Source organism: Ruegeria sp. BB6 (assembly GCF_056539385.1).
In genome coordinates this window covers 42815-66843 of sequence record NZ_JBQFUW010000003.1, presented here as the reverse complement: position 1 = coordinate 66843, position 24029 = coordinate 42815, and the positions used below count along the sequence as shown (strand labels likewise).

At 58.3% G+C, this 24029-nt stretch carries 26 protein-coding genes; 15 read left to right on the top strand and 11 right to left on the bottom strand.

Going from position 1 to position 24029, the window contains the following annotated elements; genetic code table 11:
* The first annotated feature begins 11 nt into the window (after positions 1 to 11).
* The gene (locus ACR0B7_RS08965) at positions 12 to 191 is read left to right on the top strand and encodes a hypothetical protein (protein ID WP_170483577.1); all 180 of its coding nucleotides are present in this window, start codon (positions 12 to 14) and stop codon (positions 189 to 191) included.
* On the opposite strand, the gene map is transcribed toward ACR0B7_RS08965, so the two are convergent.
* Complete coding sequence (gene map, locus ACR0B7_RS08960; protein ID WP_170387731.1) at positions 179 to 991, bottom strand: type I methionyl aminopeptidase; 813 nt, start codon at positions 989 to 991, stop codon at positions 179 to 181. The genes ACR0B7_RS08965 and map overlap by 13 nt on opposite strands.
* A 215-nt stretch (positions 992 to 1206) precedes the next feature.
* Here map and ACR0B7_RS08955 point away from each other — a divergent pair, with 215 nt between their 5' ends.
* Positions 1207 to 2022, top strand: a complete 816-nt coding sequence (locus tag ACR0B7_RS08955) for a class I SAM-dependent methyltransferase (protein ID WP_170483580.1) — start codon at positions 1207 to 1209, stop codon at positions 2020 to 2022.
* A gap of 26 nt (positions 2023 to 2048) precedes the next feature.
* Here the strand turns inward: ACR0B7_RS08955 and sfsA are convergent, their stop codons facing one another.
* Positions 2049 to 2759, bottom strand: a complete 711-nt coding sequence (gene sfsA / locus ACR0B7_RS08950; RefSeq protein ID WP_170483582.1) for a DNA/RNA nuclease SfsA — start codon at positions 2757 to 2759, stop codon at positions 2049 to 2051.
* A 51-nt stretch (positions 2760 to 2810) separates the two neighbouring features.
* Here sfsA and ACR0B7_RS08945 point away from each other — a divergent pair, with 51 nt between their 5' ends.
* Genes ACR0B7_RS08945 through ACR0B7_RS08930 form a run of 4 tightly spaced genes read left to right on the top strand, consistent with a single transcriptional unit; the run spans position 2811 to position 5729 of the window.
* A complete protein-coding gene (locus ACR0B7_RS08945; protein WP_170483584.1) occupies positions 2811 to 3533 on the top strand; it encodes a molybdopterin-binding protein in 723 nt (240 codons plus the stop codon).
* On the top strand, positions 3530 to 4258 hold the full coding sequence (locus ACR0B7_RS08940) for a GNAT family N-acetyltransferase (protein WP_170483586.1): 729 nt from the start codon (positions 3530 to 3532) through the stop codon (positions 4256 to 4258). Before ACR0B7_RS08945 ends, ACR0B7_RS08940 begins: the two co-directional genes overlap by 4 nt.
* The gene (locus tag ACR0B7_RS08935) at positions 4255 to 4827 is read left to right on the top strand and encodes a peroxidase-related enzyme (RefSeq protein WP_170483588.1); all 573 of its coding nucleotides are present in this window, start codon (positions 4255 to 4257) and stop codon (positions 4825 to 4827) included. The genes ACR0B7_RS08940 and ACR0B7_RS08935 overlap by 4 nt, the downstream gene beginning before the upstream one ends.
* Positions 4824 to 5729, top strand: a complete 906-nt coding sequence (locus tag ACR0B7_RS08930) for an OmpA family protein (RefSeq protein ID WP_170483590.1) — start codon at positions 4824 to 4826, stop codon at positions 5727 to 5729. The genes ACR0B7_RS08935 and ACR0B7_RS08930 overlap by 4 nt, the downstream gene beginning before the upstream one ends.
* Positions 5730 to 5733: 4 nt before the next feature.
* Here ACR0B7_RS08930 and ACR0B7_RS08925 read toward each other — a convergent pair whose 3' ends face one another.
* On the bottom strand, positions 5734 to 6696 hold the full coding sequence (locus ACR0B7_RS08925; RefSeq protein ID WP_170483592.1) for a sodium-dependent bicarbonate transport family permease: 963 nt from the start codon (positions 6694 to 6696) through the stop codon (positions 5734 to 5736).
* Positions 6697 to 6792: 96 nt separating this feature from the next.
* Here ACR0B7_RS08925 and ACR0B7_RS08920 point away from each other — a divergent pair, with 96 nt between their 5' ends.
* Positions 6793 to 7710, top strand: a complete 918-nt coding sequence (locus tag ACR0B7_RS08920; protein ID WP_170387718.1) for a hydrogen peroxide-inducible genes activator — start codon at positions 6793 to 6795, stop codon at positions 7708 to 7710.
* 51 nt (positions 7711 to 7761) lie between these two features.
* Here ACR0B7_RS08920 and ACR0B7_RS08915 read toward each other — a convergent pair whose 3' ends face one another.
* Complete coding sequence (locus ACR0B7_RS08915; RefSeq protein WP_170387716.1) at positions 7762 to 8667, bottom strand: LysR family transcriptional regulator; 906 nt, start codon at positions 8665 to 8667, stop codon at positions 7762 to 7764.
* Between the two features lie 228 nt (positions 8668 to 8895).
* Here ACR0B7_RS08915 and ACR0B7_RS08910 point away from each other — a divergent pair, with 228 nt between their 5' ends.
* Positions 8896 to 9336 carry a DUF4399 domain-containing protein gene (locus tag ACR0B7_RS08910; RefSeq protein WP_170483594.1) on the top strand — a complete coding sequence of 147 codons (441 nt, stop codon included), beginning with the start codon at positions 8896 to 8898 and terminating at the stop codon, positions 9334 to 9336.
* 128 nt (positions 9337 to 9464) lie between these two features.
* Here ACR0B7_RS08910 and ACR0B7_RS08905 read toward each other — a convergent pair whose 3' ends face one another.
* Positions 9465 to 11492, bottom strand: a complete 2028-nt coding sequence (locus ACR0B7_RS08905) for an NADPH-dependent 2,4-dienoyl-CoA reductase (protein ID WP_170569809.1) — start codon at positions 11490 to 11492, stop codon at positions 9465 to 9467.
* A 138-nt stretch (positions 11493 to 11630) separates the two neighbouring features.
* On the opposite strand from ACR0B7_RS08905, the gene ACR0B7_RS08900 reads away from it, so the two are divergent.
* The 4 genes from ACR0B7_RS08900 (at position 11631) to ACR0B7_RS08885 (ending at position 14403) form a co-directional block, all read left to right on the top strand.
* Positions 11631 to 12116 carry an RNA pyrophosphohydrolase gene (locus ACR0B7_RS08900; protein ID WP_170483598.1) on the top strand — a complete coding sequence of 162 codons (486 nt, stop codon included), beginning with the start codon at positions 11631 to 11633 and terminating at the stop codon, positions 12114 to 12116.
* A gap of 6 nt (positions 12117 to 12122) precedes the next feature.
* Complete coding sequence (sigZ, locus tag ACR0B7_RS08895) at positions 12123 to 12662, top strand: RNA polymerase sigma factor SigZ (protein ID WP_170483601.1); 540 nt, start codon at positions 12123 to 12125, stop codon at positions 12660 to 12662.
* 64 nt (positions 12663 to 12726) lie between these two features.
* The gene (locus ACR0B7_RS08890) at positions 12727 to 13437 is read left to right on the top strand and encodes a glutathione S-transferase family protein (RefSeq protein ID WP_170483603.1); all 711 of its coding nucleotides are present in this window, start codon (positions 12727 to 12729) and stop codon (positions 13435 to 13437) included.
* Between the two features lie 129 nt (positions 13438 to 13566).
* A complete protein-coding gene (locus tag ACR0B7_RS08885; RefSeq protein ID WP_480681300.1) occupies positions 13567 to 14403 on the top strand; it encodes a DUF547 domain-containing protein in 837 nt (278 codons plus the stop codon).
* Positions 14404 to 14405: 2 nt separating this feature from the next.
* On the opposite strand, the gene ACR0B7_RS08880 is transcribed toward ACR0B7_RS08885, so the two are convergent.
* The 3 genes from ACR0B7_RS08880 to nth are packed head-to-tail and all read right to left on the bottom strand — an operon-like array spanning position 14406 to position 16521.
* Positions 14406 to 14894: a hypothetical protein gene (locus ACR0B7_RS08880; protein WP_170483607.1), complete on the bottom strand. Its 489-nt coding sequence runs from the start codon at positions 14892 to 14894 to the stop codon at positions 14406 to 14408.
* Positions 14891 to 15880 carry an adenosine kinase gene (locus ACR0B7_RS08875; protein ID WP_170576750.1) on the bottom strand — a complete coding sequence of 330 codons (990 nt, stop codon included), beginning with the start codon at positions 15878 to 15880 and terminating at the stop codon, positions 14891 to 14893. The genes ACR0B7_RS08880 and ACR0B7_RS08875 overlap by 4 nt, the downstream gene beginning before the upstream one ends.
* Entirely contained in the window at positions 15877 to 16521 is a 645-nt protein-coding gene (gene nth, locus ACR0B7_RS08870; RefSeq protein ID WP_170387699.1) for an endonuclease III, read from the bottom strand. Before nth ends, ACR0B7_RS08875 begins: the two co-directional genes overlap by 4 nt.
* A gap of 116 nt (positions 16522 to 16637) precedes the next feature.
* On the opposite strand from nth, the gene ACR0B7_RS08865 reads away from it, so the two are divergent.
* Complete coding sequence (locus ACR0B7_RS08865) at positions 16638 to 17489, top strand: bifunctional helix-turn-helix domain-containing protein/methylated-DNA--[protein]-cysteine S-methyltransferase (protein WP_170483610.1); 852 nt, start codon at positions 16638 to 16640, stop codon at positions 17487 to 17489.
* Positions 17490 to 17543: 54 nt separating this feature from the next.
* Here ACR0B7_RS08865 and ACR0B7_RS08860 read toward each other — a convergent pair whose 3' ends face one another.
* Positions 17544 to 18983, bottom strand: coding sequence for an aldehyde dehydrogenase family protein (locus ACR0B7_RS08860; protein WP_170387695.1), 1440 nt, complete (start codon positions 18981 to 18983; stop codon positions 17544 to 17546).
* 218 nt (positions 18984 to 19201) lie between these two features.
* Between ACR0B7_RS08860 and ACR0B7_RS08855 the strand changes: the two genes are divergently transcribed.
* The gene (locus ACR0B7_RS08855) at positions 19202 to 19852 is read left to right on the top strand and encodes a peroxiredoxin (RefSeq protein WP_170355987.1); all 651 of its coding nucleotides are present in this window, start codon (positions 19202 to 19204) and stop codon (positions 19850 to 19852) included.
* A gap of 43 nt (positions 19853 to 19895) precedes the next feature.
* Here the strand turns inward: ACR0B7_RS08855 and ACR0B7_RS08850 are convergent, their stop codons facing one another.
* Positions 19896 to 20618 (bottom strand): glycosyltransferase family 25 protein, encoded by a 723-nt coding sequence (locus ACR0B7_RS08850; RefSeq protein ID WP_170483612.1) that lies wholly within the window; start codon positions 20616 to 20618, stop codon positions 19896 to 19898.
* A 299-nt stretch (positions 20619 to 20917) separates the two neighbouring features.
* On the opposite strand from ACR0B7_RS08850, the gene ACR0B7_RS08845 reads away from it, so the two are divergent.
* Positions 20918 to 21553 (top strand): DUF1326 domain-containing protein, encoded by a 636-nt coding sequence (locus ACR0B7_RS08845; RefSeq protein ID WP_170483614.1) that lies wholly within the window; start codon positions 20918 to 20920, stop codon positions 21551 to 21553.
* Positions 21554 to 21607: 54 nt separating this feature from the next.
* Here the strand turns inward: ACR0B7_RS08845 and pnp are convergent, their stop codons facing one another.
* Positions 21608 to 23755 (bottom strand): polyribonucleotide nucleotidyltransferase, encoded by a 2148-nt coding sequence (gene pnp / locus ACR0B7_RS08840; RefSeq protein WP_170387689.1) that lies wholly within the window; start codon positions 23753 to 23755, stop codon positions 21608 to 21610.
* Positions 23756 to 24029 lie beyond the last annotated feature (274 nt).

The following is a 24029-nucleotide window of genomic DNA, read 5'->3' as shown; positions in this document are numbered from 1 at the left end:
AGGCTGCGTTCATGGACCGCGCATTGACCCCTTCGATCTGGGCATCGTCACAGGTGGCCGCAGCCGATACCGGCCCCGAGCGCACACCGATGCGCGCGCCTATCTTCATCCACGACGCGGTGACGCCGTGGGGGGCTGAAACACTGCTGTTGAAACTCTTGCGGGATCAGGCCGCCGATCAGGACGAATAGGTCGGATGGTACTTGTTGCCCGGTGATAGGGTAAAGATGTCTACCCCATCTGCCGTAACGCCAACCGAATGTTCAAACTGCGCGGACAGGGACTTGTCCCGCGTCACTGCTGTCCAGTCATCGGACAGGGTTTTGGTTTCAGGCCGCCCCAGATTCACCATCGGCTCGATCGTGAAGAACATGCCTTCTTCCAGAACCGCCCCGGTCCCCGGACGGCCATAGTGCAGGACGTTGGGCGGCGCGTGGAAAACACGGCCCAGTCCATGGCCGCAGAAGTCGCGCACAACGCTCATACGATGTGCTTCGACATACGCCTGAATCGCGTGGCCAATATCGCCGAACGTGTTGCCCGGCTTGACCATCTCAATCCCCTTGAACAGGGCGTCGTGTGTCACTTGGATCAGGCGTTCCGCCTTGCGAGGCAGTTTGCCCGCCACATACATGCGCGACGTGTCGCCGAACCAGCCGTCGACGATGACGGTGACGTCGATATTCAGGATATCGCCATCCTTCAGCCGCTTGTCGCCGGGAATGCCGTGGCAGACCACATGATTGACGCTGATGCAGCTTGCGTGCTGATAGCCTTTATAACCGATGGTTGCCGATGTCGCGCCTGCGTCCTCGACCATCTGGGTGATCATGCCATCTATCGCGCCGGTGGTTTGACCGGGAAAGACATGCTCTGCAATGTCATCCAGAATCCGCGCAGCCAAGGCCCCTGCCGCGTGCATGCCGGCAAAGTCGCCCTGTTCATAGATGCGGATACCGTCCTTTGTCAGACGGCCACGATGTTCCTTCATCGGTGCGAGGCTCCAAATGTTTCGCGCGGCATTTCTTTTACGCTGCTTGTGCAGAAAGTACCAGAGGGCGATGGGTCGCGGGCTTTTTCAACCGTTCAAATGGTTCTGACAGGGCAAAGTTCAAGGCCGGACGCGGCCTGCTGTGTTCGCCTAAACTCGGAAACTGGGATAGACTAGCGACTTTTAACTGGTTGCGAACACTTGGGAGGGTGGTCATGTCAGGTAATTCGGCAGAATTTGTTGGTGATATTCCGGCCCATTACGATCAAGGACTGGGTCCAAATATATTCGTGGATTATGCAGATAAGATTGCAGCGCTGTGCGGCGGGCTGGACGCGCGGCAGGTACTTGAACTTGCTGCGGGGACAGGGATTGTCAGCCGTAAATTGCGGGATCAGTTGCACCCGCAGACCTCGCTGGTTGTTACCGATCTGAACGCTCCGATGCTTGAAATAGCCAAAGGCAAGTTTTCAGACCGGGATAATGTTGAGTTTTCGGTCGCCAACGCAATGGAGTTGCCATTTGACGACAATTCATTCGACCTGATGGTCTGTCAGTTCGGCGTGATGTTCTTTCCGGACAAAACCGAGTCTTACCGTGAGGCGGCGCGTGTCCTGCGACCCGGCGGCCGCTATGTCTTTAACGTCTGGAACTCTATGGCAGAGAACCCTTTCTCAGAGACGGCGCACAATGCGGCGGCGCGGTTCTTCCCTGATGACCCGCCGGGATTTTACAAGGTTCCGTTTCACTATGGCGACCCGGAAGCTGTCCTTGAGGATCTGCGGGAAGCAGGATGGAAGGACGTCACTCATGAAACCATCAGGATCAACAAACCGATCGTTGATCCCGAGAGGTTTGCCACTGCTCTGGTTTACGGGAACCCGATGATTGACGAAATCAGGGCGCGCGGGGGTGTCGACCCGGACGAGGTTGTGACCGAATTGCTGTCGGCGCTTCGGTCGCAATTTGAGGCCAGCGATATGACGATGCCGCTTGCGTCCACCACCTTTGTATGTCGCGCGCCAAGTTGAACGCAACAGAGCTTTGGGTCAGTCAGCTAGCCGCGTTCATAGTTGAATCGCTTCGTATCTACCCAAACGCCTTCGGATGAAATCCGGGTGCCGATGGCAAGGCGCTCAACCCCTTGTGCCTGTGCAGCCTTGAAGGCGTCGGCATAAGCCGGGTCGATATCGGCGGCCAATGCAAACCGGTCACAATCGGTGCGCTGCACGAGATACAGCATGATCGCCCGGTGGCCCTGTGCCGCCATCGCCGAAAGTTCGCCCAGATGTTTGGTGCCGCGTGCGGTGACGCTGTCGGGGAACTCGGCCAGACCCGGTTGGCGCGACAGGGTCACGCTTTTGACCTCGACATAGGCATCCGGCAGGCCGGGTTGGGTCAGCAGAAAGTCGATGCGGCTGTTTTCGCCGTATTTCACCTCGGGCCGGATGGTTTCATAGACAGCCAGTTCGGAGATTTCACGCGCCAGCAGTGCCGCGCGCAGGGCTTTGTTGGGAACCGAGGTATCGACCCCTGTAAAGTGACCGTTTTCGTGATCCACAAGCCGCCAGCCGTATTTCAGCTTTTTCTTCGGGTCATCGTTGGGTTCCAGCCAGATTTTCTGCTCTGGTTCTGCCAGCCCCATCATTGACCCCGGATTGGCGCAATGGGCTGTCACCTCGCGCCCGTCTTCCAGTGTGCAATCGGCCAGAAAGCGTTTGTAGCGGCGGATCAGGCGGGCGGGGACAAGAGGGGTTTCAAATCGCATGTCCAACGGCCTATACCTGCCCCAAGGGTCGATCAAGAGGGGGCACGCGCCATGGCCAATCCAACCGCTGCAATGCTTGTGATCGGGGATGAAATTCTCTCAGGACGCACCCGGGACGCCAATATGCACTACCTTGCCGGAGAATTGACCAAGCTGGGCATCGACCTCAAGGAAGTGCGTATCGTCAGCGATGATGCTGCCGCGATCGAGTCTGCGGTCAAGGCGTTGTCAGGTGCCCATGATCACGTCTTTACAAGCGGTGGCATCGGTCCGACCCATGATGACATCACGGCTGACTGCATCGCAGCAGCTTTTGGGGCGTCAATCGACGTGCGCGCGGATGCCCGCGCCCTGCTAGAGACGCACTACAAGAACTCGGGTCTGGAACTGAACCAAGCCCGCTTGCGCATGGCCCGTATCCCGGACGGGGCAGAGCTGATCGACAATCCGGTTTCGACCGCGCCGGGTTTTACACTTGAGAATGTGCATGTCATGGCCGGGGTGCCGACGGTTTTCCAGGCCATGGTTGCAAGCGTTCTGCACGGCCTGAGCGGAGGCAGACCGCTATTGTCTCAAACCTTGCGGGTAGACCGGGGCGAAGGGGATATCGCCGGAACATTATCCGTGTTGGCCGATGACTTCCCGGACCTCTCCATTGGCAGCTATCCGTTTCAGGTCAACGGCGTGTTCGGGTCAAACGTCGTCATTCGCGGAACCGACGGTGCGCAGGTTGACGCGGCCACTATCCGACTGGCGAAAGAGCTGGACCTGTGACCCCGAGCTGGGCGGATGTAGTCGATGGCACATGGCCTGCCGCGCGTTATGATCGGCTGGGTCCATTCCGGCTGCGGCAAGGATTGGGCGGGGGATCGCGCGTGTCGGCCGCAAGCGCCTTGGGTGAAGCGAGCGAGACTGAGATCGACGCCGCCGAAGCCGCGATGCGGTCCATGGGGCAAAAGCGGATTTTCTGTATTTGGCCGGGCGACGAGGCGCTGGATCATCAGCTTGCCGACCGTGGATACGACATACTTGATCCGGTCAACATCTATTCCTGCCCGGTCGAGCATCTGACGGGTATTCCAGTCCCCCGTGTCACGGCCTTTGCCATCTGGGATCCGTTGGCAATCATGAATGAAATCTGGGCAAAGGGAGGTATCGGCCCCGGCCGTCTGGCCGTGATGGATCGCGCACCCGGGCCGAAAACCGGACTGCTGTTGCGCCGCGCGGATCAGCCTGCGGGTACTGCCTTTGTCGCGGTGCATGGCTCGATTGCCATGGTGCACGCGTTAGAGATTTTGCCGTCGCACCGTCGTCACGGCTTGGGTCGGTGGGCGATGCGCGCTGCGGCGTTCTGGGCGCAGGAGCAAGGCGTTGAAACGCTCAGCGTGATCTGTACCAAGGCCAATGATGGGGCCAATGGTCTCTATCATGCGCTCGGGATGGAGATCGTCGGAGAATACCATTACCGTCAGCTTACCCAAGGAGAGAGCCCGACGTGACCGATCAAACACTACCAACCGCGCTGAACCTGCCGATGGCCGACCCGCTGCCGCCTGAAACCCAAAAATACTTTGATATCTGCGTTGAAAAGCTGGGTTTCGTGCCAAACGTGCTGAAGGCGTATGCCTTCGATATCGACAAGCTGAACGGTTTTACCGGGATGTATAACGACCTGATGCTGGGCGACAGCGGGCTGTCCAAGCTGGAACGTGAAATGATCGCCGTTGTGGTCTCGGCCATCAACAAGTGTTTTTACTGTCTTGTAGCCCATGGCGCGGCGGTCCGGCAACTATCGGGCGATCCGAAATTGGGTGAGATGTTGGTGATGAACTACCGTGTCGCCCCTTTGAATGCGCGTCAGCGCGCGATGCTGGACTTTGCGGCTAAGATGACGACCGCCAGTACCGAGATCGAAGAACCTGATCGTCAGCGCTTGCGCGACGAGGGTTTTTCGGATCGTGATATCTGGGACATCGCCAATGTGACCGGCTTTTTCAACATGTCGAACCGGGTTGCCAGCGCCACGGCGATGGCCCCCAATGATGAGTATCACGCGCAGGCCCGATGATCCGAAACCTCACCCTCATACTGGCCCTAATTTGGGTCGGGCCGGTTGCCGCGCAAGACCTGACACTGCCTTCTGGTGCGCGTCAGGTCAGCGACCGGACCAGTGCCTTGGACAGCTATGACATGCCGACCGGGGTTTTTGCCGATGGCTCTGTGCCTGTCCGAACGGTCGAGGGCCGGGTCGAGCGTTTGACGTGGCGTTTGCAGGCGGGGTCCAGCACGACGCTGCAGTTGCTCGAGCCGCTGCGGGATCAGATTCAGGCGCAAGGGTTCGACGTGCTGTTTGAATGCGAGGCGCGCACCTGCGGCGGCTTTGACTTTCGTTTTGGAACCGAGGTCGTGCCAACGCCAGACATGTATGTGGCCATTCAGGACTATCGCTTTCTGTCCGCCACCCGCGGGGACGAGGCGCTGAGCCTTCTGGTCAGCCGCAACCCGCCAGATGGCTATGTTCAGATGATCCGCGTTACACCTGCGGATGCCGAAGCCCCTCCGCCGCTTGTCATCGAAGAGACGGTGGAGCAGTCGCAGGGGCTGCTGGCTGATCTCGAACAGAACGGCCATGTCATTCTGGACGATCTGCATTTTCGCACCGGTGAGATCACTCTGGGCGACGGCCCTTTTGCGTCGCTTGCCCTGATCGCAGCATACCTGAAAGAAAACCCGGACGTACGGATGGCGCTTGTGGGTAACACAGATGACACCGGCACGCTCGAGGCAAACATCTCGGTCAGCACGGGCCGGGCGCAGGCGGTTCGCGTCCGTTTGATTGAAAAATACGGTGTCGTGGCAGACCGGCTTGAGGCGCGCGGCATCGGTTATCTTGCCCCGTTGACCTCAAATGCCACGCCCGAGGGCAGGGACCTGAACCGCCGGGTCGAGGCGATTTTGCTGGTCAACTGATCCGTCACATCACCCACCACAGGTAAAGCGGCAGACCAACCGTGATGTTGAACGGGAACGAAACGCCCAGTGACAGGGTCAGGTAAATCCCGGATTCGGCCTTGGGCAGCGCGATCTTCATTGCCGCTGGCACCGCGATGTAAGAGGCCGACGCAGACAGTACCATCAGCAGGAACAGGCTGCCTTCGGACAGGCCGATCATTGCACCGACGACCCAGGCCATCATCGCTCCGATCAGGGGCATCAGCACGCCAAAGCCGAACAGCCCCACCGACAGTTTATCGCGGTTACTCAGCAGGCTCCGCCCGGCTGAAAGGCCCATGTCCAGAAGAAACAGGCAGAGGATTCCGGTAAAGGGCGTCACGATGAACGGCGCGATCATTTGCATGCCTTCACCGCCCGTGATGGCTCCGATGAGGAAGGCGCCGGTCAGCAGAACAATGGACCCGTTCGCCAGAAGATCGCGCCAAAGCCCTTTGTCCATGATGCCGTTGCCATTTGATCTGTGGGCAAGCCACAGCGCGGACAGGATGGCGGGCACCTCCATCGCCGCAGCGACAGCGACCATGAACCCGTCATGGCTGAGACCGACAAGGTCCAGCAGGCTTGTGGCGGTCACGAAGGTAACGATCGAAATCGACCCATAATGCCCGGCGACCGCAGCCGCGTTCAGCGGGTCCAGCCGGGTCATGACCCGCAGCAACCCGAAGGCAACGAACGGAATGGCGAAGGACAGCGCCACACCACCCAGCAAGGTTAGAAACAAGTCCAGGTGGATGCCATGCTCGGCCAGATTGCTGCCGCCTTTGAATCCGATGGCCAGCAGCAGATACAGAGACATGAATTTGGCCGCGCCCGTGGGAATCGAAAGATCGCTGCGCACAAAGGCGGCCAGCAATCCCAGCGCGAAGAAAAGGATCGTAGGCACCAGCAAATTGCTGGACAGTGTTTCGATTACGCTGGGCATTTGCGGCTCCTGTCCCGGTTTTTGGGCTAGGTGCCTTGCCGAATTGCATTATCCCAATATTATCTTACTAAATTTAATATAGTTTAAGGCTATGAAATGCGCCCAACCTTGCGCCAACTTGAATATGTCGTCACAGTCAGTCGCCTTGGCCGGTTCGGGCTTGCGGCGGACGTGCTGAATGTCAGTCAGCCCAGCCTTTCGGCGCAGATATCGGCTGTAGAACAAGAGCTTGGCCTGCGCATCTTTGAACGCAATCGGGGCGGCGTTCACGCAACAGCCAAAGGAGAGGAGTTCATTTCACGCGCCCAGAAGATATTGGCCGAGGTTCAGGACCTACGCCACGCCGTGACCAGCGATGCGCCGGTGGGTGGACGTTTGAGACTGGGCGTGTTGCCGTCAATCGGTCCTTATCTGTTGCCGCAGGCCATCAAGAAAATCCATCAGGAGCGTCCGGGCCTGCGTATCGTGGTGCGTGAGGAAAACACGCGTGACCTTGAGCAAGGACTCAAATCAGGGCGCTTTGACTTGATCATTTCGACGCCCGAGGATCATCCGAATACGATGCAGCAACGTCTGTTCAACGAAACCTTGTGGATCGGCGTGGCCGTTGACGACATGCTGGCGCGGGATTTGCACGGCGTCACCGCCGAAGACCTGCGCGACCGTTTGATTCTGACGCTGGATCAAAGCCATCGCCTGTCCCGGATCGTGTACGCTCTGGCTGCCGAATGCGGTGGGGTGGTGTCAGACGAATATGAAGGAACAACGCTGGATTCGATCGTTCTGATGGCTGCGTCGGGAGTTGGCGTTGCCGTTTTGCCCGACTTATACGCGCGCCGGCAGGGGATCTACCGCGATGAGGTTCGGTTGCGCCCCTTGGCCATTCCCAATGCCAACCGCGATATCGCGTTGTTGGCGCGCCGAGGGGAAGACGACCTGCAAGGCCGAAATATTCTGACGCAATCTCTGCGCAAAGTTGCACGGGATATGGGTTTGACGGTGCCGTTTGAATAAAAAAAGACCCGCACAGGAAGCGCGGGTCGTACAGTCTTCACCGGGGAGAAATTACCAATCCATCGGACCTTTGTCGTTGAAGGACTCGACCAGAAAATCAATGAATGCCCGTACTTTGGGCTGCGTGAAACGGCCTGGCGGGTAGACAGCATAGACGCCTTGAACCTCGTCGGGCAGTGACGGCATTGCGTCCATAACGCGACCTGTTTTCAGCGCGTCGGCATAAAGATAGCTGGGCAGATGGGCGATCCCAAGGCCCGAGATCGCCGCGTTCAGCAGGGATTGACCGTCGTTGACGCTCAACCACCCTGCGGTGCGGACCTGACGTTTTTCACCCGAAGGCGCGGTCAGCTTCCACACGTTGCCCGACGACTGGCTGGAATAGTGCAACAGCTTGTGTTCGTTTAGGTCGTCGATCTTCTGCGGGCGTCCGTATTTCTCGATATAGCTTGGGGCGGCGACCATGCGTTTAACGGTTTCGGTCAGCTTGCGAGCGCGTAGGGTGCTGTCTTCCAGCTCACCGATTCGTACAGCCACGTCAAAGCCTTCCGAGATCAGCTCTACATACCGGTTGTTCAGAACCATGTTCACCGTGATATCCGGGTAAGCCGCCAGAAATCCTGACAAAACCGGTGACAGGTGATTCACGCCGAAATCTGTCGCGACGCTGATTCTAAGTAGCCCGGATGGTGCGGATTGCATCGAGGTCACCAAAGCGTCGGCTTCGCCCGCGTCATTCAGAACACGACGTGCCCGGTCATAGTAGGCGAGGCCGATTTCTGTCGGCGAAACGCGGCGTGTCGTGCGGTTTAACAGGCGGGCGCCCAGGCGGGCTTCCAGGCTCGATACGTGCTTTGACACGGCCGACTTGGAGATGCCCATTTTCTTGGCCGCATCCGTGAAGCCACCCTGGTCCACCACATTGGCAAAGGCTTCCATTTCGGTCAGTCTGTCCATACTCGTTCCCCAGGTCTTGGTTCGTTGACCGATCTTGCTGGCCAATCTGGGCGGAAACTGGGCAGACATGGGATAATATCAGGGATTTAATTCGGATCGTTTGCGTATAGGAAACGCGGAAACGGTGGTTTCTTAAATCGCCACAAACTCAATACATGTAGGGTTTTAGTAGATTTTGCGTGAATATGTTAGGATGAGAATGGCAAATTTGTGACCACGGAGGAGATCATGAAAGCCTTTTTCGCCATCGTCGCCCTGACCCTTTCAGCCACGTTTGCTCAGGCCGGGGGTGAGACGCCTTCCAATCCGGATGCCACGGTCTATTTCGTGAATTTGTCGGATGGAGATACCGTAAACTCACCGGTAACGATCGTGTTCGGCCTAAGCGGAATGGGCGTCGCCCCAGCCGGTACAGAGAAAGAAAACACGGGCCACCACCACCTTCTGATCGACCGTCCGCCGCTGGGCGAGGGGGAAGATGGCGCAGATGAGTTGGCCTATGGTCTGCCTGCCGATGACAACCACATCCATTTCGGCGGTGGACAAACCGAAGTGACACTGGACCTTGCCGCGGGCGAGCATACGCTGCAACTGGTGCTTGGCGATGCCGGGCATGTGCCGCACGCAACGCCGATTGTGTCAGATGTGATTACGATCACGGTCGAGTAGGAGGCGCGCATTCCGCCTTGCTTGATCAGATCGCGAAGGGTCACTCTGCACCTCTGCCAATAGCAGACGAACATTAGGAAGCCGCCCCATTCGAGGCGGCTTCGCTGGGTGCAAAAGTTATCGTCGCGTTAGAAAGTAGCGGCCAAGCGTGTGCCTTGGTTGATCGCGCGCTTTGCGTCCAGTTCCGCGGCCAAATCCGCGCCGCCGATCACATGCGGAGTGATGCCGCGTTCGATCAGCGCATCCGCAAGGCTGCGTTCCGAGACCTGACCGGAGCACAGAACAACTGTATCTGCCGCGATAACGGTTGGGTCCGCGCGCTCCTCGCCAAAGCTGACATGCAGGCCGTCGTCGTCGATACGCTCGTAATTGACGCCGCCAACGAAGTTCACGTCTTTCATCTTGAGCGTCGCGCGGTGAATCCAGCCGGTGGTTTTACCCAGACCCTTACCATGCGCCTGTTTCTTGCGTTGCAGTAACGTCACTTCGCGCGCCGGGGCCGCTGGCTGCGGTCCTTCGGGGGCCAGGCCCGAGCGGTGCTTGGCCGGGTCGGTCACGCCCCATTCCTTCATCCACGCAGGCAGGTCGGTGGTGATGCTGTGACCGTCTTCCAGCAGGAACTCGGACACGTCGAACCCGATGCCGCCGGCACCGATCACCGCGACGGATTTGCCGACCTCGGCCTTGTCGCGCAGAACGTCGATGTAGCTGATGACATTCTCGCGGTCTTGCCCTGGGATTTCCGGGTCGCGCGGGTTGACGCCGGTGGCGATGACGACTTCATCAAAACCGGTCAGGTCATCGGCGCTGACTTCGCGGTTCAGTTCGACCTTCACACCCAGATCAGCGATCATGGTGCGATACCAGTCGACCAGACCCCAGAATTCCTCTTTACCCGGAACCTGCTTGGCCATGTTGAGCTGCCCGCCAACTTCGGCGGCGCGGTCGAACAGGGTTACGTCATGTCCGCGCTGGGCGGCTGTCATTGCGGTGGACAGACCGGCCGGACCTGCGCCGACGATGGCGATGGTCTTGCGGGTTTCGGCCTGTTCGATCACCAGCTCGGTCTCATGACAGGCGCGTGGATTGACCAGACACGAGGTCAATTTGCCGCCGAACGTATGATCAAGGCAGGCTTGGTTGCAGGCAATACAAGGTGCGATCTGGGCAGACTGTCCTGCGATGGCTTTGTTCACGAAATCTGCATCCGCCAGCATTGGGCGCGCCAGCGATACCATGTCGGCGCAGCCGGTCGACAGAACCTCTTCGGCGACTTCGGGCGTGTTGATCCGGTTCGAGGTGATTACCGGAATGTTCACCTGACCCATCAGCTTTTTCGTAACCCAGGCAAAGGCCGCACGGGGTACGCTGGTGGCGATGGTCGGAATCCGCGCTTCGTGCCAGCCGATACCAGTGTTGATGATCGTGGCGCCCGCTTCTTCGATTCGCTGTGCAAGCTCGACCACCTCATCATAGGTCGAGCCGTTGGGGACCAAGTCGATCATCGACAGGCGATAGATGATGATGAAATCGGTGCCTACGGCCTCGCGCGTGCGGCGCACGACTTCGATCGGTAGGCGCATGCGGTTTTCGTACGAGCCACCCCAGCGATCCTCACGCTTATTGGTGTGCGTCACGAGGAACTGGTTGATGAAATACCCTTCGGAGCCCATGATCTCGACCCCGTCATAGCCCGCTTTTTGGGCCAGCGCAGCAGCGTTGACGATGTCGCTGATCTGCTTTTCGATCCCGTCCTCGTCCAGTTCATTCGGCGGGAAAGGAGAGATGGGCGATTTCACCGGGCTGGGAGCCACGCATTTGGGGCCATAGGCATAGCGGCCCGCATGCAGAATCTGCATGGCGATTTTGCCGCCCGCCTCATGCACACGCTGGGTGACGATGGAATGGTTCGCCACCTCTTTGTCATTGGTCATCATTGATGCGCCCGGCAGGACCGAACCCTCAAGGTTCGGACCAATCCCGCCTGTCACCATAAGGCCCACACCACCGCGGGCGCGATCGGCATAGAACTCGGCCACCCGGTTCCAATCGCCGGTTTCTTCAAGGCCAGTGTGCATCGAGCCCATCAGCACGCGGTTTTTCAAGGTCGTAAAGCCCAGATCAAGCGGGGCCAGCATATTTGGGTACGCAGTCATGGCGAACTCTCCCTCCCGGAATTGCAGCGTTAGATTGACCTTCGCGTCAACATTGTCACGCGAAACCTAGCGTCAAAGTCTTTGCTGTCGCTGCGGCACTTGATACAGACGAACCGGGACACCGATATGAGGCCGCCAATGACCCCGGACCAGATTGCCAAATTGCCCTACCGTCCTTGCGTCGGGCTTATGTTGATGAATGCCGAGGGCAAGATTTTCGTGGGCCAGCGCAATGACCGCCACGCCGAGGCCTGGCAGATGCCGCAAGGTGGCGTGGACAAGGGCGAAGACCCTCGCGATGCGGCCCTGCGTGAACTTTGGGAGGAAACCGGCGTCACCGCCGATCTGGTGCAGGTTGTGGCCGAAACCCCCGGATGGCTGCCCTATGATCTGCCCCATGATATCGTCCCGAAAATCTGGAAAGGGCGCTATCGTGGGCAGGAACAGAAATGGTTCCTTCTGCGCTTTACCGGGCGCGATGATCAAATCGACATTCAGACCGAACACCCCGAGTTCACCAGCTGGAAATGGCAGGAGCCAGGCAACCTGATCAACGAGATCGTGCCATTCAAGCGTGAGGTCTACCAGCAGGTGGTTGCCGCCTTTGCCGAACACCTGTCATAAAGTGCCATGCGCATCGAGGATATCTGGCCCAAATACCGTGCGCGCCTGAAGGCGTTTCTGCACTCTCGTGTCTCGAATGCGGCAGATGTGGACGACTTGCTGCAAGAGATTTCGGTCAAAGTGTTTACAGGTTTGCCTGCGCTGAATGATCCGTCCAAGTTGCAGCCGTGGCTTTTTCAGACCGCTGATCGCACCATCATAGACTATTACCGTAAGTCCGGCCGCGCGCAGGCGCACCCGGATGACCTGTGGTATCACCGCGATGACCCCGAAACCCGGCAGGATCTGGAACGCTGCGTCGAGCCGTTTATTCGCGGTCTTCCCGCGGAAACGGCGGATATGCTGATGGCCATCGACATCAACGGCATGTCTCAGAATGACTACGCGATGGCGCATGGTCTCCCGTATTCGACACTCAAATCCCGCGTGCAGAAAGGTCGGGCCGAGTTGCGCAAAGCGTTTGAAAACTGCTGCGACATCACGATGGATGCGCGTGGAAACATCGCGGATGTGCAGGAAAAATCGGAAAGCTGCAAAAAATGTTGATCTGAACGTCGTCTTTTTGGCGCGGGCTTCGTCTGACAGATGAAACCACCAAAAGGAAACAAAGATGATCCGTATCGTTAGCTTTAAAATCTGCCCTTTCGTGCAGCGCGTAACCGCGTTGCTTGAGACCAAGCAGATACCTTACCAGATCGACTACATCAGTCTCAGCGATAAACCCGACTGGTTCCTTGAGCTCTCGCCTACAGGTCAGGTGCCCGTTCTGGTCACCGATGGCGGCACGCCACTTTTCGAGTCTGATGCGATTGCGGAATATCTCGATGACATCTCAGCGCCTTTGCAATCCGACTTGATGCCCGAGCAACGCGCCCTGAACCGCGCCTGGAGCTATCAGGCCAGCAAGCATTATCTTGTCCAGTGCAGCGCGATGCAAAGCACCGATATGGCGACGTTTGCCGAGCGTATGTCAAAACTGAACGCCGCCTTTGCAAGGGCTGAACAGACATTGGGCAGCGGCCCCTTCTTTGGCGGAGAGGCGCTGGGCAATGTCGATATGGCGTGGCTGCCGTTGCTGCACCGCGCCTCGATTGTCGAAGCGCATAGTGGTCATGACATGCTGGCGCACTATCCCAGGGTCAAGGCATGGCAACAGGCTGTGATGGCGACGGGGATTCCTCAAAAGTCGGTATCCGAAGATTTTGCCGTTCGGTTCACAGATTTCTATCTGGCCGACCGCACCTGGTTAGGCCGAGGAGCCAACCAGAACGAAGCCCCCACATCGGTCCAGACACGTCAATCAGGCGGATGTTGCGGGTGATGCGATCACCGTCCTGCACGTTGGCGTGAGGGGGCGTGGCCCTGTCCGGGGCTTGCCTCTAACTGATGAGTATCCGCCAGACCTTGCGGCGTTGCCCCCGGTCTATCGTCAATGATCGGGGGCCACCTTATGCGTATACTACTGATCTTACTGCTGCCTCTGATTGCTGCCTGTGCCAGCGTTGAACGTCTGGCTTTGCCCTCGGCCACCCCTTTGCCGGACACCACTTTGACCCGTGCCTCCACTCAAGCGGGGCAAAAAGTGGATCACACGGCATGGACGGTATTTCTGGGCCGCTACATTTCTCAGGATGCGCAGGGTGTGAACCGATTGGCTTATGGGCAGGTGACGCAAGCTGATCGGGACGCGTTGGATGGGTATTTGACCCAGCTTCAATCCGTCGATCCCGGTCGCCTGACCCGCGAACAGCAACTGGCCTACTGGATCAACCTCTACAACGCGGCAACGGTGGTTGTGGTTCTGGACAGCTATCCGGTTGAATCGATCAGAGATATTAAAGACGGGCCGTTTTCTATTGGTCCGTGGAACCGTCCTCTGGTGCAGGTTTCCGGGAACAGCTTGAGCCTGAACGACATAGAACACCGCGTCATTCGTCCAAACTATGAGGAACCGCGCATCCACTATGCCCTGAACTGTGCGGCTGTCGGGTGCCCGAACCTGATGGCGCGCGCATGGCAGGCTGAAACTCTGGAACGCGATCTTGCCGCAGCCGGGCGCACCTATATCAACGACCCGCGCGGAGTGCGTTTCGATGATCGCGGACGGCTGATCCTGTCCAAAATCTTTATCTGGTTCCGCGAGGATTTTGGGCGGGATGAGAAATCGGTTCTGGCCTACCTCCAGTCGGCGGCAGATCCGGAACTGCGCGCGCGGTTGCAGCAAGTGTCAGGCGTCAGTGCCTACAAATATGACTGGGCGTTGAACGACGCAGCAACCGGATCGTAGCCTTAGTCGAGGCACTGGCTCAGGCGGTGTCCGCTCTCTTTGTCCTCAAGAATGTAGAACCCGCCCTGATCGCCGTTGACAACCAGCCCGTAAGAAAAAGATTCTGGCCACAGGCCGTATACAAAGGTGATCGGGTTGCTTTGGTTGCCGTAGTAGCTGACCCACATTTCCACATCAGGGATGCGCGCGCCATCCACAACCAGCCCAAACGTCTCACCCGGACCTGTGCCGGACAGTTCGATGCCACCGGGGGCCGAACAGTCCACGGCATATCTGCCTTCGGTGTTCCGAATGTCGAAATCCTCGGCGAATTGCGGCAACCATTCAAGGAACGCGCCGCAATAGGGTTTGTCGCCGCTTTCCTTCCAGCCTTCGCAGGGGCCATCGACCGCTTGTGCGGGTGTAAGGGCGGGCATCATGAAAACAGCCGTCATCGCGAACAGCAATCGCTTGGGTGTCCCTGAGCCCGGGACGCGGTTCTGATGAATCACAGCAAGCCTTCTTCGCGCAGGAGTTCCAACATGTTTGCCTCGGGGCGCGGGCCGATGTGACTGATCACTTCGCGCGCGCAGACATTGCCGATTTTGGCGCAAGTCTCGTAGTCGCGGCCTGTGGCCATACCAAACAAGAACCCGGCGGCGAATTGATCGCCTGCGCCAGTGGCGTCGACCGGCACAACCTTTTCAACGGGCACGTCGATGCGCTGTCCCTCATGCAACACCGTCACACCATCGCCCGAGCGTGTGCACACCACCAGAGGGCAGATCGCGGCGGTTTTCGCCAGCGCATCTTCAAGGTCATCGGTTTCAAACAGGGATTTGATCTCGGCCTCATTGCCAATCACGAAGTCCAATTCGTTCTCGATCAGCAGAAGGAAATCGACCCGGTGGCGTTCCACGCAGAACGGATCGGAAATGGCGATCCCGGCCTTGCCGCCACCTTTGTGACAGGTGCGCGCGGCCTCAAGGAATGCAGCCTTGCCCTTTTCCTTGTCGAACAGATAACCCTCAAGGAACATGATCTGGCTGTTGCCCGACACATCTGCGGACACGTCCTGCGATGACAGTTCCGAGGAAATCCCCAGATAGGTGTTCATCGACCGCTCACCATCCGGCGACACGAAGATCATCGAGCGCGAGGTTGGCAGTTCCCCACCTGGGACCGGAGGGTTCACGAAATCGACGCCATCCTCGTTCATCGCGTCCGCGTAGAACCGACCCAATGCATCGTCGTGCACACGTCCAATGAACGCCGAATCCAGACCCAACGCACCTGCACCCGCGATGGTGTTGGCGACCGAACCTCCGGGCGTTTGCACGCGCCCTTCCATCGACGCATAAAGAACCTCGCCGCGTTCCTGCTCGATCAGTTGCATGATGCCCTTCTCGATGCCCATCAGCTCTATAAAACTGTCATCGGCCTGAGAGATCACGTCCACGACGGCGTTGCCGATACCGGTGAGCTGGTAGGTTTTCATAGGTTCTTGTCCTCGAATTGGCAGAGATCGCGGATGATACAGGTTCCGCATAAAGGTTTGCGCGCCTTGCAGTGATAGCGGCCATGCAGGATCAGCCAGTGATGCGCGTGCAGTTGGAAATCGGCGGGGATGTTGTCTTCGATGGCACGCTCGACCGCGTCCACGTCCTTGCCGGGGCAAATGCCGGTGCGGTTGCCGACGCGGAAGATATGCGTATCCACCGCCTGCGCCGGTTGCCGCCACCACATATTCAGCACCACATTGGCCGTCTTGCGCCCGACACCCGGCAGCGATTGCAGCGCGGCGCGGGAATTGGGCACCTCGCCGCCGTAATCCTCGACCAGTATACGGCTGAGTTTGATGACATTCTTCGCCTTCTGGCGGAACAGGCCGATGGTCTTGATATGTTCGATCAGACCTTCTTCGCCCAGATCAAGCATCTTTTGCGGCGTGTCGGCGATCTTGAACAATTCGCGCGTGGCCTTGTTGACGCCCGCATCGGTGGCTTGCGCCGACAGCGCCACGGCCACGACAAGAGTATAGACGTTCACATGCTCCAACTCGCCCTTGGGTTCGGGGTCGGCGTCCTGAAAACGAGTAAAGATCTCGCGGATCGTATGATAATCGAGTTGCTTTGCCATCAAGGCCTTAATGCCGCCCAAGGGCTGGTGACACAAGCCCTAAGCCAATGCGCACGTTCCGGGTCGCTCGGATACGACCAACGCGCTATGGTTCGGTTCAGCAGATGAGGTGCGAAATGAACGTCCAGACCCCCGAAAGCGGATACCACTATAACGTCATGCGCCGCGCGATCGAATTGATTGATCAGGGCGGAGAATCCCTGTCTCTGGAGGAGTTGGCGCGTCAGATGGATATGAGCCCAGCCCATTTCCAACGTCTGTTCTCGCGCTGGACCGGAGTGTCGCCGAAACGGTATCAGCAGTATCTGACGCTGGGCCATGCAAAGGCGTTGCTGCGCGAACGGTTCACGACCCTTGAGACTGCGCATAACGTAGGTCTGTCTGGCAGCGGTCGCCTGCATGATCTGTTTCTGAAATGGGAATCCATGAGCCCCGGCGAATACGCTCGCAAGGGCGCGGGTCTTACGATCTACTGGGGCTGGTTTGAAAGCCCCTTTGGGCCTGCGTTGGTGATGGGAACAGACAATGGCATTTGCGGCATGGCCTTTGCCGCAGAATCCGGTGAGGAAGCGGCGATGGAGGATATGCTCTCACGCTGGCCCCTTGCGGATTTCGTAGAGGATCCGATGCGGTTGCGTCCTTGGGTGCTAAGCGCATTCGGATCGGTAAGCGACCGTTTGGAGCCGACACCTCTCTACCTGATCGGCTCACCGCTTCAAATAAAAGTGTGGGAGGCGCTGATGCATATCCCGTCCGGTCAGGTCACGACCTATTCCGAGATTGCGCAGCGGGTGGGATCGCCGCAAGCCGTCCGCGCCGTGGGCACGGCAGTTGGGCGCAACCCGGTCAGTTGGTTGATCCCCTGCCACCGCGCCTTGCGGAAGTCAGGCGGTCTGGGCGGGTATCACTGGGGCTTGCCGGTCAAACGCGCCATGCTTGCCTATGAAGCAGCGCAAGCAGATGCCTGAAAATAAAGCGAGGCACCCTTGGGTGCCTCACTACTGGATCATGTAAGTACGCGGTTATTCAGCGGCCCAGCCGCCGACCGCCTTGACCTCAAGGAAATCCTCAAGACCCCAGACGCCGCCTTCGCGCCCGTTACCGGACTGTTTCATCCCACCGAACGGAGACCCCGCACTGCGCGACTGGCCGTTCATCTCGACCATTCCCGAACGCAGCTCACGCGCCATGCGGTTGGCACGGCTTCCGTCCTGCGTCTGGACATAATTTGTCAGCCCATACGGCGTGTCGTTGGCGATCTCGACGGCTTCTTCCTCGGTATCGAAGGGGATCATGGTCAGAACTGGGCCAAAGATTTCCTCGCGCGCGATGGTCATCTGGTTGTTGGCATCGGCAAAGACCGTGGGGCGAACATAATAGCCTTTGTTCAGACCTTCGGGCCGACCGGTGCCGCCCGCGACAAGGCGCGCGCCTTCGTCGATCCCTTTCTGGATCAGATCCTGAATCTTGTTCCACTGAAGCTCGTTCACAACCGGGCCAATGTGCCGCCCTTCTTCCTGAGCGTTCCCGACCGACACCATGTTGGCCACCTGCGCGGCCGTCTCGACCGCCTGATCGTAGATCGGGCGCTGCACCAGCATGCGGCTTGGGGCGTTACAACTTTGACCGGTGTTGTTCATCATATGCAGCACGCCGCGTTTGACGGCCTTTTCATCGGCATCGGCAAAGACCACGTTTGCACCCTTGCCGCCCAGCTCAAGATGCACTTTCTTCAACGTATCTGCGGCGTTTTTGGAAATCGCCGTACCCGCGCGGGTCGAGCCGGTGAAGCTGATCATATCCACATCCGGATGCGCCGACAGTTGCGAGCCGACGCCCACGCCGTCGCCGTTTACAAGGTTGAACACACCGGCGGGGAACCCGGCCTCGTCCATCATCTCGGCAAAGATCATCGCATTCAGCGGGCTTTGCTCGGACGGTTTCAGAACCATGGTACAACCCGCGATCGCAGCCGCGCCCACCTTGAGCGTGATCTGGTTCATCGGCCAGTTCCAAGGCGTGATCAGGGCGGCAACACCCACGGCTTCGTAGATAATCCGGTCGTTGGGGGCGTGATCCCCCAAGGGGCGATCAAACTGAAACGCCTTGGCGGCGCGGATGAAGTTTTTCAGGTGATAGACACCGGCGCCAGACTGCTGTGTACGCGCCATGTCAATCGGAGCGCCCATTTCCAGCGACATTGCCTGCGCCAAGTCTTCCGAGCGAGATAGGTAGATCTCAACCAGCTTTTCAACCAGCGCGATGCGGTCCTCAACCGGAGTGGCCATCCATCCGGGCAATGCGGCTTTGGCTGCGGCGACGGCTGCATTTGTGTCCTCTGCCCCGCCCAGTGAGATGACCGCGCACGGGTCTTCGGTCGAGGGGTTGATCACCTCGAAATCATTGGCCTGCGCCGGAGCGACCCATTGTCCGTTGATGTAGAAATTGCGTTTGTCGATCATGGCTCCACCTTTTGAACTGAGTTATTTCGACCGCCCGGTCGGTTTTGTGGGGCACTCTGTCACTCTGTCCCAAAAGGGGCAAGTAACAATTCAACGTGACGCTGCGCGTTGGGCTAGGGAAATATCCGGCAAGTCACAAAAGAACGGTTTAACTTGATTGCAAAGTGATTAAGTTTGCACCAACCGATCACGCTCATCAGCAGAAAAGGAGATGCCTCATGGGTTTGCGCATCAACGACACGGTTCCCAACTTCACGGCAGAAACGGATCAGGGCACCATTCAATTCCACGATTGGATTGGTGACAGCTGGGCCATTCTGTTTTCGCACCCCAAGGATTTTACCCCTGTCTGCACCACCGAATTTTCGGCTGTTGCTCAGTTGAACGACGAATGGGCCGCGCGAAACACGAAAGTCCTGGGTGTTTCCGTCGACGGAGTCGAGGACCACAAGAAGTGGAAAAAGGACATTGAGGCATATGGCAATGCCAACCCCGGTTTCCCCATCATCGCGGATGACGGGCTGGCTGTCTCGAAGGCGTTCGACATGCTACCGGCCGAAGCATACCTGCCGGATGGCCGTACACCGGCTGACAGCGCCACTGTTCGTTCGGTCTTTATCATTGGTCCCGATAAGCAACTGAAGCTGTCGATGACCTATCCGATGACCGTAGGCCGCAATTTTGCGGAAATCCTGCGCGCACTGGATGGTTTGCAGATGAGCAGCAAGGGCGTTGCGACCCCTGCAAACTGGGTGCCGGGCGAAGACGTGATCATCCCTCCGGCGGTTTCCAACGAAGAAGCCAAGGAAAAGTTCGGCGAGTTTGAGACGATCTTCCCGTACCTGCGCAAGACCAAAGCGCCCAGCTAAGACAGAAAGCGGGGCTATATGCCCCGGTTGACCACTTTGCGTATCAGGCGGCCGGTCGCTGTGGGTGTTGGTAGAGCTTCGCGCGATAAGCCGCGCGCTTGAACTCTCGGGATATCTTGTCGCCCAGCGGAGGGCGGGCCTGAATGGTTGACCCGCCAATCTCGTTGGCAACTTCCTGATTGCCGCTGCCAAGCAGTGCCAGGATCGGCTGGCCCGTCAACCAGTGCATTTGCAGAAACGTGTCAATCGGACGGTCGATTTTGTTGGTTGCCTCAAGCAGCCGTTCGGCCGCGCGCCGACCGACCAACTGGCACACACACTGCAGCCCGATCACTTTGGGCAGGATCAATCGCATGTCGTTGTGTTTCACCAGCACCTGGGCGGCGATCTCACGTTGTTTCACGGGAATGCGGATATAGTGATCCGGTGTTGCGATCGGCGCGAGCATCTTTAGCGCCTCGGTCATCCGGCACGGGTCAACGCGCAGGTCGTCCTCGGTGATGATAGCCATGTCTATCTTTTCATCGACCAGCTTGCGCCAGATTCGGCGGTGGCTTTCAAAAACACCAATTTCAGCAGGTCGCAAATTGAACGGGTATTCGGGCTGATGCAAATTGCCGGGAAACAGCTCGACATTCGCGATCTGGTCAGAATTCCGCCCATTCACGGCCTCGAACAACTCGGCGTTTGGCAGGTCAGCGCACAGCTTTTCTGCGTTAGGCCGCCGGGCCGTACTTGAGGACATGTGAATTACGAAAGAGCGCATGCCCAAGTGCATAGAACACGAGCGCAATCTGGGAAAGAGAAACAAGTGGGTAAGAGAGCCAAAATACAATCATAGGTCTTGGTGGACGCAGGATTTCACCCAAGACATGTGCGAATGGCGTGCCGAAGGGACTGGATGACCTTGTTTTAGAACTCATTCCCGGGTGCCTTTCTCGCATCGGGAAATGTTGCTCGGTTCGTGAATCCAGCCAGTTATGGTAGGGTATGTCTGTTCAGCAGAGCTACAGGCGCAAGGCCACAAACATCGAGCATTCACACTGTGCATCACAGGAGAAGACGATGGCATTTACAGATTGGTATGTCGAAGGTGAGGCTTTCGGGAACTGCAATTGCGGCTATGCCTGCCCTTGCCAGTTCGAGGAAGTGCCGACCCATGGGAATTGCCGTGGGTTTGAAGTTCTGAATATTTCCAAGGGACATTTCGGCGACACGGACCTTGTCGGGGCGAAGGCTGCGTTGATTTACGCTTGGCCCGGTCCGATATTTGAGGGCGGTGGTGAGATGCAGGTTATCATCGACCCAAGCGCCTCGGACGCGCAGCGATCTGCGTTGGAAAAGGTCTTTCACGGCGAAGAGACCGAAGAAATGGCGACCCATTGGTTCGTCTTTCGGGCGATGTGCAAAACCGTTCACGAGACGCTGTATCTGCCAATTGATTTCGAGATGGATATGGAAGGCCGCACGGCCAAGGTCACTATAGGCGATGTGCTAAACTCGACCGGTCGCCCGATTCAGGCACCGCATGGGGGCGGTGAGCATCGGGTTCGGATCGACCTTCCCGGCGGGATCGAATTCACTCTGGCGGAAATTGGCAGTGCGTCGACCAAGGCGAATGCCGCGATCAAGCTGGATCTGAACGACAGCTTCGGCCAGTGGCATATCATGAAGCATGGACCGTCCGGCGTGGCGCACTAAACAAAAGACCCCGGCCAAAACCGGGGTCTTTCGCTGTTCAGAAAGAGGCGCAGATTATTCTGCGTCTTCTTTCTTTTCTTTCTTCTCGGGCACGATCTCTTCGCCGGTTTCCTGATCGACGACTTTCATCGACAGGCGCACCTTGCCCCGGTCGTCAAAGCCCAGCAGCTTGACCTTTACTTCCTGACCTTCTTTCAGAACATCCGACGGATGGTTCAGGCGGCGGTTTTCGATCTGGGACACGTGGACCAGGCCGTCGCGCTTGCCAAAGAAGTTCACGAAGGCACCGAAGTCGACGATCTTGACCACTTTACCGGTGTAGATCTGACCTTCTTCCGGCTCGGCCACGATCGAATAGATCATGTCGTATGCCTTTTGGATCGACTCTCCGTCCGGCGAGGCGATCTTGATCACGCCGTCGTCGTTGATGTCGACCTTGGCACCCGAAACCTCGACGATTTCGCGGATGACCTTACCGCCCGAGCCGATCACTTCGCGGATCTTGTCGGTCGGGATGTTCATGGTCTCGATGCGCGGGGCGTGAACCGAGAATTCGTTGGTCTCGGACAGGGCTTTGCCCATCTCGCCCAGGATGTGCATCCGGCCGTCCTTGGCTTGCGCCAGGGCTTTCTCCATGATCTCGGGCGTGATGCCTGCGACCTTGATGTCCATCTGCAGCGAGGTGATGCCGTTTTCGGTACCCGCCACTTTGAAGTCCATGTCGCCCAGGTGGTCTTCGTCACCCAGAATGTCTGACAGGATGGCATAGTTGCCGTCATCTTCCAGGATCAGACCCATGGCCACACCGGCAACCGGTGCTTTCAACGGAACGCCTGCATCCATCATCGACAGCGAACCACCGCAGACCGACGCCATCGAGCTGGAACCGTTGGATTCGGTGATCTCCGACACGATGCGGATCGTGTAGGGGAAGTCGGTTGCCGCAGGCAGAACCGCCTGAAGGGCGCGCCATGCCAGCTTGCCGTGGCCAATCTCGCGACGGCCGGGGCCACCCACGCGGCCCACTTCACCCACCGAATACGGAGGGAAGTTGTAATGCAGCAGGAAGTTCGATTTGAAGTTGCCGTGCAGCGCGTCGATGAATTGCTCATCATCACCGGTGCCCAGCGTGGTCACGGCCAGCGCCTGTGTCTCACCACGGGTGAACAGGGCCGAACCGTGCGTCCGGGGCAGCATCGAGGTTTCGGCTTCGATCCCACGGATGTCGGTGGTCGAGCGACCGTCGATGCGCTTGCCGCCTTTGACGACGTCACCGCGCAGGATGCCGGCTTCCAGCTTTTTCATCGCCGAGCCAAGATTGGCGTCTTCCAGCTGTTCCTCGGTCAGCGCTTCCTTGATCGCTTCACGCGCAGCGGCAACAGCGGCGGTGCGCTCTTGCTTGTCGGTGATTGCGAAGGCGGCGCGCATCTGCTCTTCACCGGCAGCCGAAACAGCGGCGTACAGGTCCGAGTAATCCGGGGCCTGGAAGTCGAACGGCTCTTTCGCGGTTTCTTCGGCCAGATCAATGATCAGGTCCAGAACCGGCTGGATCTGCTCGTGCGCAAAGTTCACGGCACCCAGCATTTCGGCCTCGGATAGCTCGTACGCTTCCGATTCCACCATCATCACGGCGTTCTTGGTACCGGCCACAACCAGATCCAGACGCTGTTCAGGGTTCAGGCGCAGGTCCTGCATATCGTCCACGGTCGGGTTCAGGACGTATTCGCCATCGACGAAACCAACGCGGGCACCGGCGATCGGGCCCATGAACGGCGCGCCGGAAATGGTCAGAGCAGCGGATGCTGCGATCATCGCAACGATGTCGGGATCGTTGACCAAATCGTGAGACAGCACGGTGCACATCACCAGAACTTCGTTCTTGAAGCCGTCAACGAACAGCGGGCGGATCGGACGGTCGATCAGACGCGCGGTCAGCGTCTCTTTCTCGGTCGGGCGCGCCTCGCGCTTGAAGAAGCCGCCCGGAACCTTACCGGCGGCATAGTATTTCTCTTGGTAGTGCACGGTCAGCGGGAAAAAGTCCTGACCGGGCTTTTGTTGCTTGGCAAAAGTCACGTTCGCCATGACGCTGGTTTCGCCCAGCGTGGCAATCACGGTGCCGTCGGCCTGACGCGCAACCTTGCCGGTTTCCAGCGTGAGCGTCTCTTCGCCCCACTGCATCGATTTCTTTGTTACATCAAACATTTGCGTATCCTAAAAGGGAGCACTCCCGGCCCTCCGGGTCTCCCGTTTTGCATGGCGGCCCCATTGCCGCCGACCCCATTTTATCTTCCGTTCGAGTGCCGGGGTCAGGGCACAACGTCTCAGATGCTGCGCGCATACATGAGATTCCTCTCAAAGGAAAGAGAAACCGCATAGTGGCACAGTTGACGGCCATTCCACCGGTTGGAACAGCATTGTCGAGATAGTCAGGCTTTTATGTGAATTTGACCAAACAAATGCGATAACTTGAATGCGT

What these genes read in the sequence shown, in the direction of transcription:
- ACR0B7_RS08965 (WP_170483577.1), top strand. Translation starts at nt 12, where the DNA reads ATGGACCGCGCATTGACCCCTTCGATCTGGGCATCGTCACAGGTGGCC.
- map (WP_170387731.1), bottom strand. Translation starts at nt 991, where the DNA reads ATGAAGGAACATCGTGGCCGTCTGACAAAGGACGGTATCCGCATCTAT.
- ACR0B7_RS08955 (WP_170483580.1), top strand. Translation starts at nt 1,207, where the DNA reads ATGTCAGGTAATTCGGCAGAATTTGTTGGTGATATTCCGGCCCATTAC.
- sfsA (WP_170483582.1), bottom strand. Translation starts at nt 2,759, where the DNA reads ATGCGATTTGAAACCCCTCTTGTCCCCGCCCGCCTGATCCGCCGCTAC.
- ACR0B7_RS08945 (WP_170483584.1), top strand. Translation starts at nt 2,811, where the DNA reads ATGGCCAATCCAACCGCTGCAATGCTTGTGATCGGGGATGAAATTCTC.
- ACR0B7_RS08930 (WP_170483590.1), top strand. Translation starts at nt 4,824, where the DNA reads ATGATCCGAAACCTCACCCTCATACTGGCCCTAATTTGGGTCGGGCCG.
- ACR0B7_RS08925 (WP_170483592.1), bottom strand. Translation starts at nt 6,696, where the DNA reads ATGCCCAGCGTAATCGAAACACTGTCCAGCAATTTGCTGGTGCCTACG.
- ACR0B7_RS08920 (WP_170387718.1), top strand. Translation starts at nt 6,793, where the DNA reads ATGCGCCCAACCTTGCGCCAACTTGAATATGTCGTCACAGTCAGTCGC.
- ACR0B7_RS08915 (WP_170387716.1), bottom strand. Translation starts at nt 8,667, where the DNA reads ATGGACAGACTGACCGAAATGGAAGCCTTTGCCAATGTGGTGGACCAG.
- ACR0B7_RS08910 (WP_170483594.1), top strand. Translation starts at nt 8,896, where the DNA reads ATGAAAGCCTTTTTCGCCATCGTCGCCCTGACCCTTTCAGCCACGTTT.
- ACR0B7_RS08905 (WP_170569809.1), bottom strand. Translation starts at nt 11,492, where the DNA reads ATGACTGCGTACCCAAATATGCTGGCCCCGCTTGATCTGGGCTTTACG.
- ACR0B7_RS08900 (WP_170483598.1), top strand. Translation starts at nt 11,631, where the DNA reads ATGACCCCGGACCAGATTGCCAAATTGCCCTACCGTCCTTGCGTCGGG.
- sigZ (WP_170483601.1), top strand. Translation starts at nt 12,123, where the DNA reads ATGCGCATCGAGGATATCTGGCCCAAATACCGTGCGCGCCTGAAGGCG.
- ACR0B7_RS08890 (WP_170483603.1), top strand. Translation starts at nt 12,727, where the DNA reads ATGATCCGTATCGTTAGCTTTAAAATCTGCCCTTTCGTGCAGCGCGTA.
- ACR0B7_RS08885 (WP_480681300.1), top strand. Translation starts at nt 13,567, where the DNA reads ATGCGTATACTACTGATCTTACTGCTGCCTCTGATTGCTGCCTGTGCC.
- ACR0B7_RS08875 (WP_170576750.1), bottom strand. Translation starts at nt 15,880, where the DNA reads ATGAAAACCTACCAGCTCACCGGTATCGGCAACGCCGTCGTGGACGTG.
- nth (WP_170387699.1), bottom strand. Translation starts at nt 16,521, where the DNA reads ATGGCAAAGCAACTCGATTATCATACGATCCGCGAGATCTTTACTCGT.
- ACR0B7_RS08865 (WP_170483610.1), top strand. Translation starts at nt 16,638, where the DNA reads ATGAACGTCCAGACCCCCGAAAGCGGATACCACTATAACGTCATGCGC.
- ACR0B7_RS08860 (WP_170387695.1), bottom strand. Translation starts at nt 18,983, where the DNA reads ATGATCGACAAACGCAATTTCTACATCAACGGACAATGGGTCGCTCCG.
- ACR0B7_RS08855 (WP_170355987.1), top strand. Translation starts at nt 19,202, where the DNA reads ATGGGTTTGCGCATCAACGACACGGTTCCCAACTTCACGGCAGAAACG.
- ACR0B7_RS08850 (WP_170483612.1), bottom strand. Translation starts at nt 20,618, where the DNA reads ATGCGCTCTTTCGTAATTCACATGTCCTCAAGTACGGCCCGGCGGCCT.
- ACR0B7_RS08845 (WP_170483614.1), top strand. Translation starts at nt 20,918, where the DNA reads ATGGCATTTACAGATTGGTATGTCGAAGGTGAGGCTTTCGGGAACTGC.
- pnp (WP_170387689.1), bottom strand. Translation starts at nt 23,755, where the DNA reads ATGTTTGATGTAACAAAGAAATCGATGCAGTGGGGCGAAGAGACGCTC.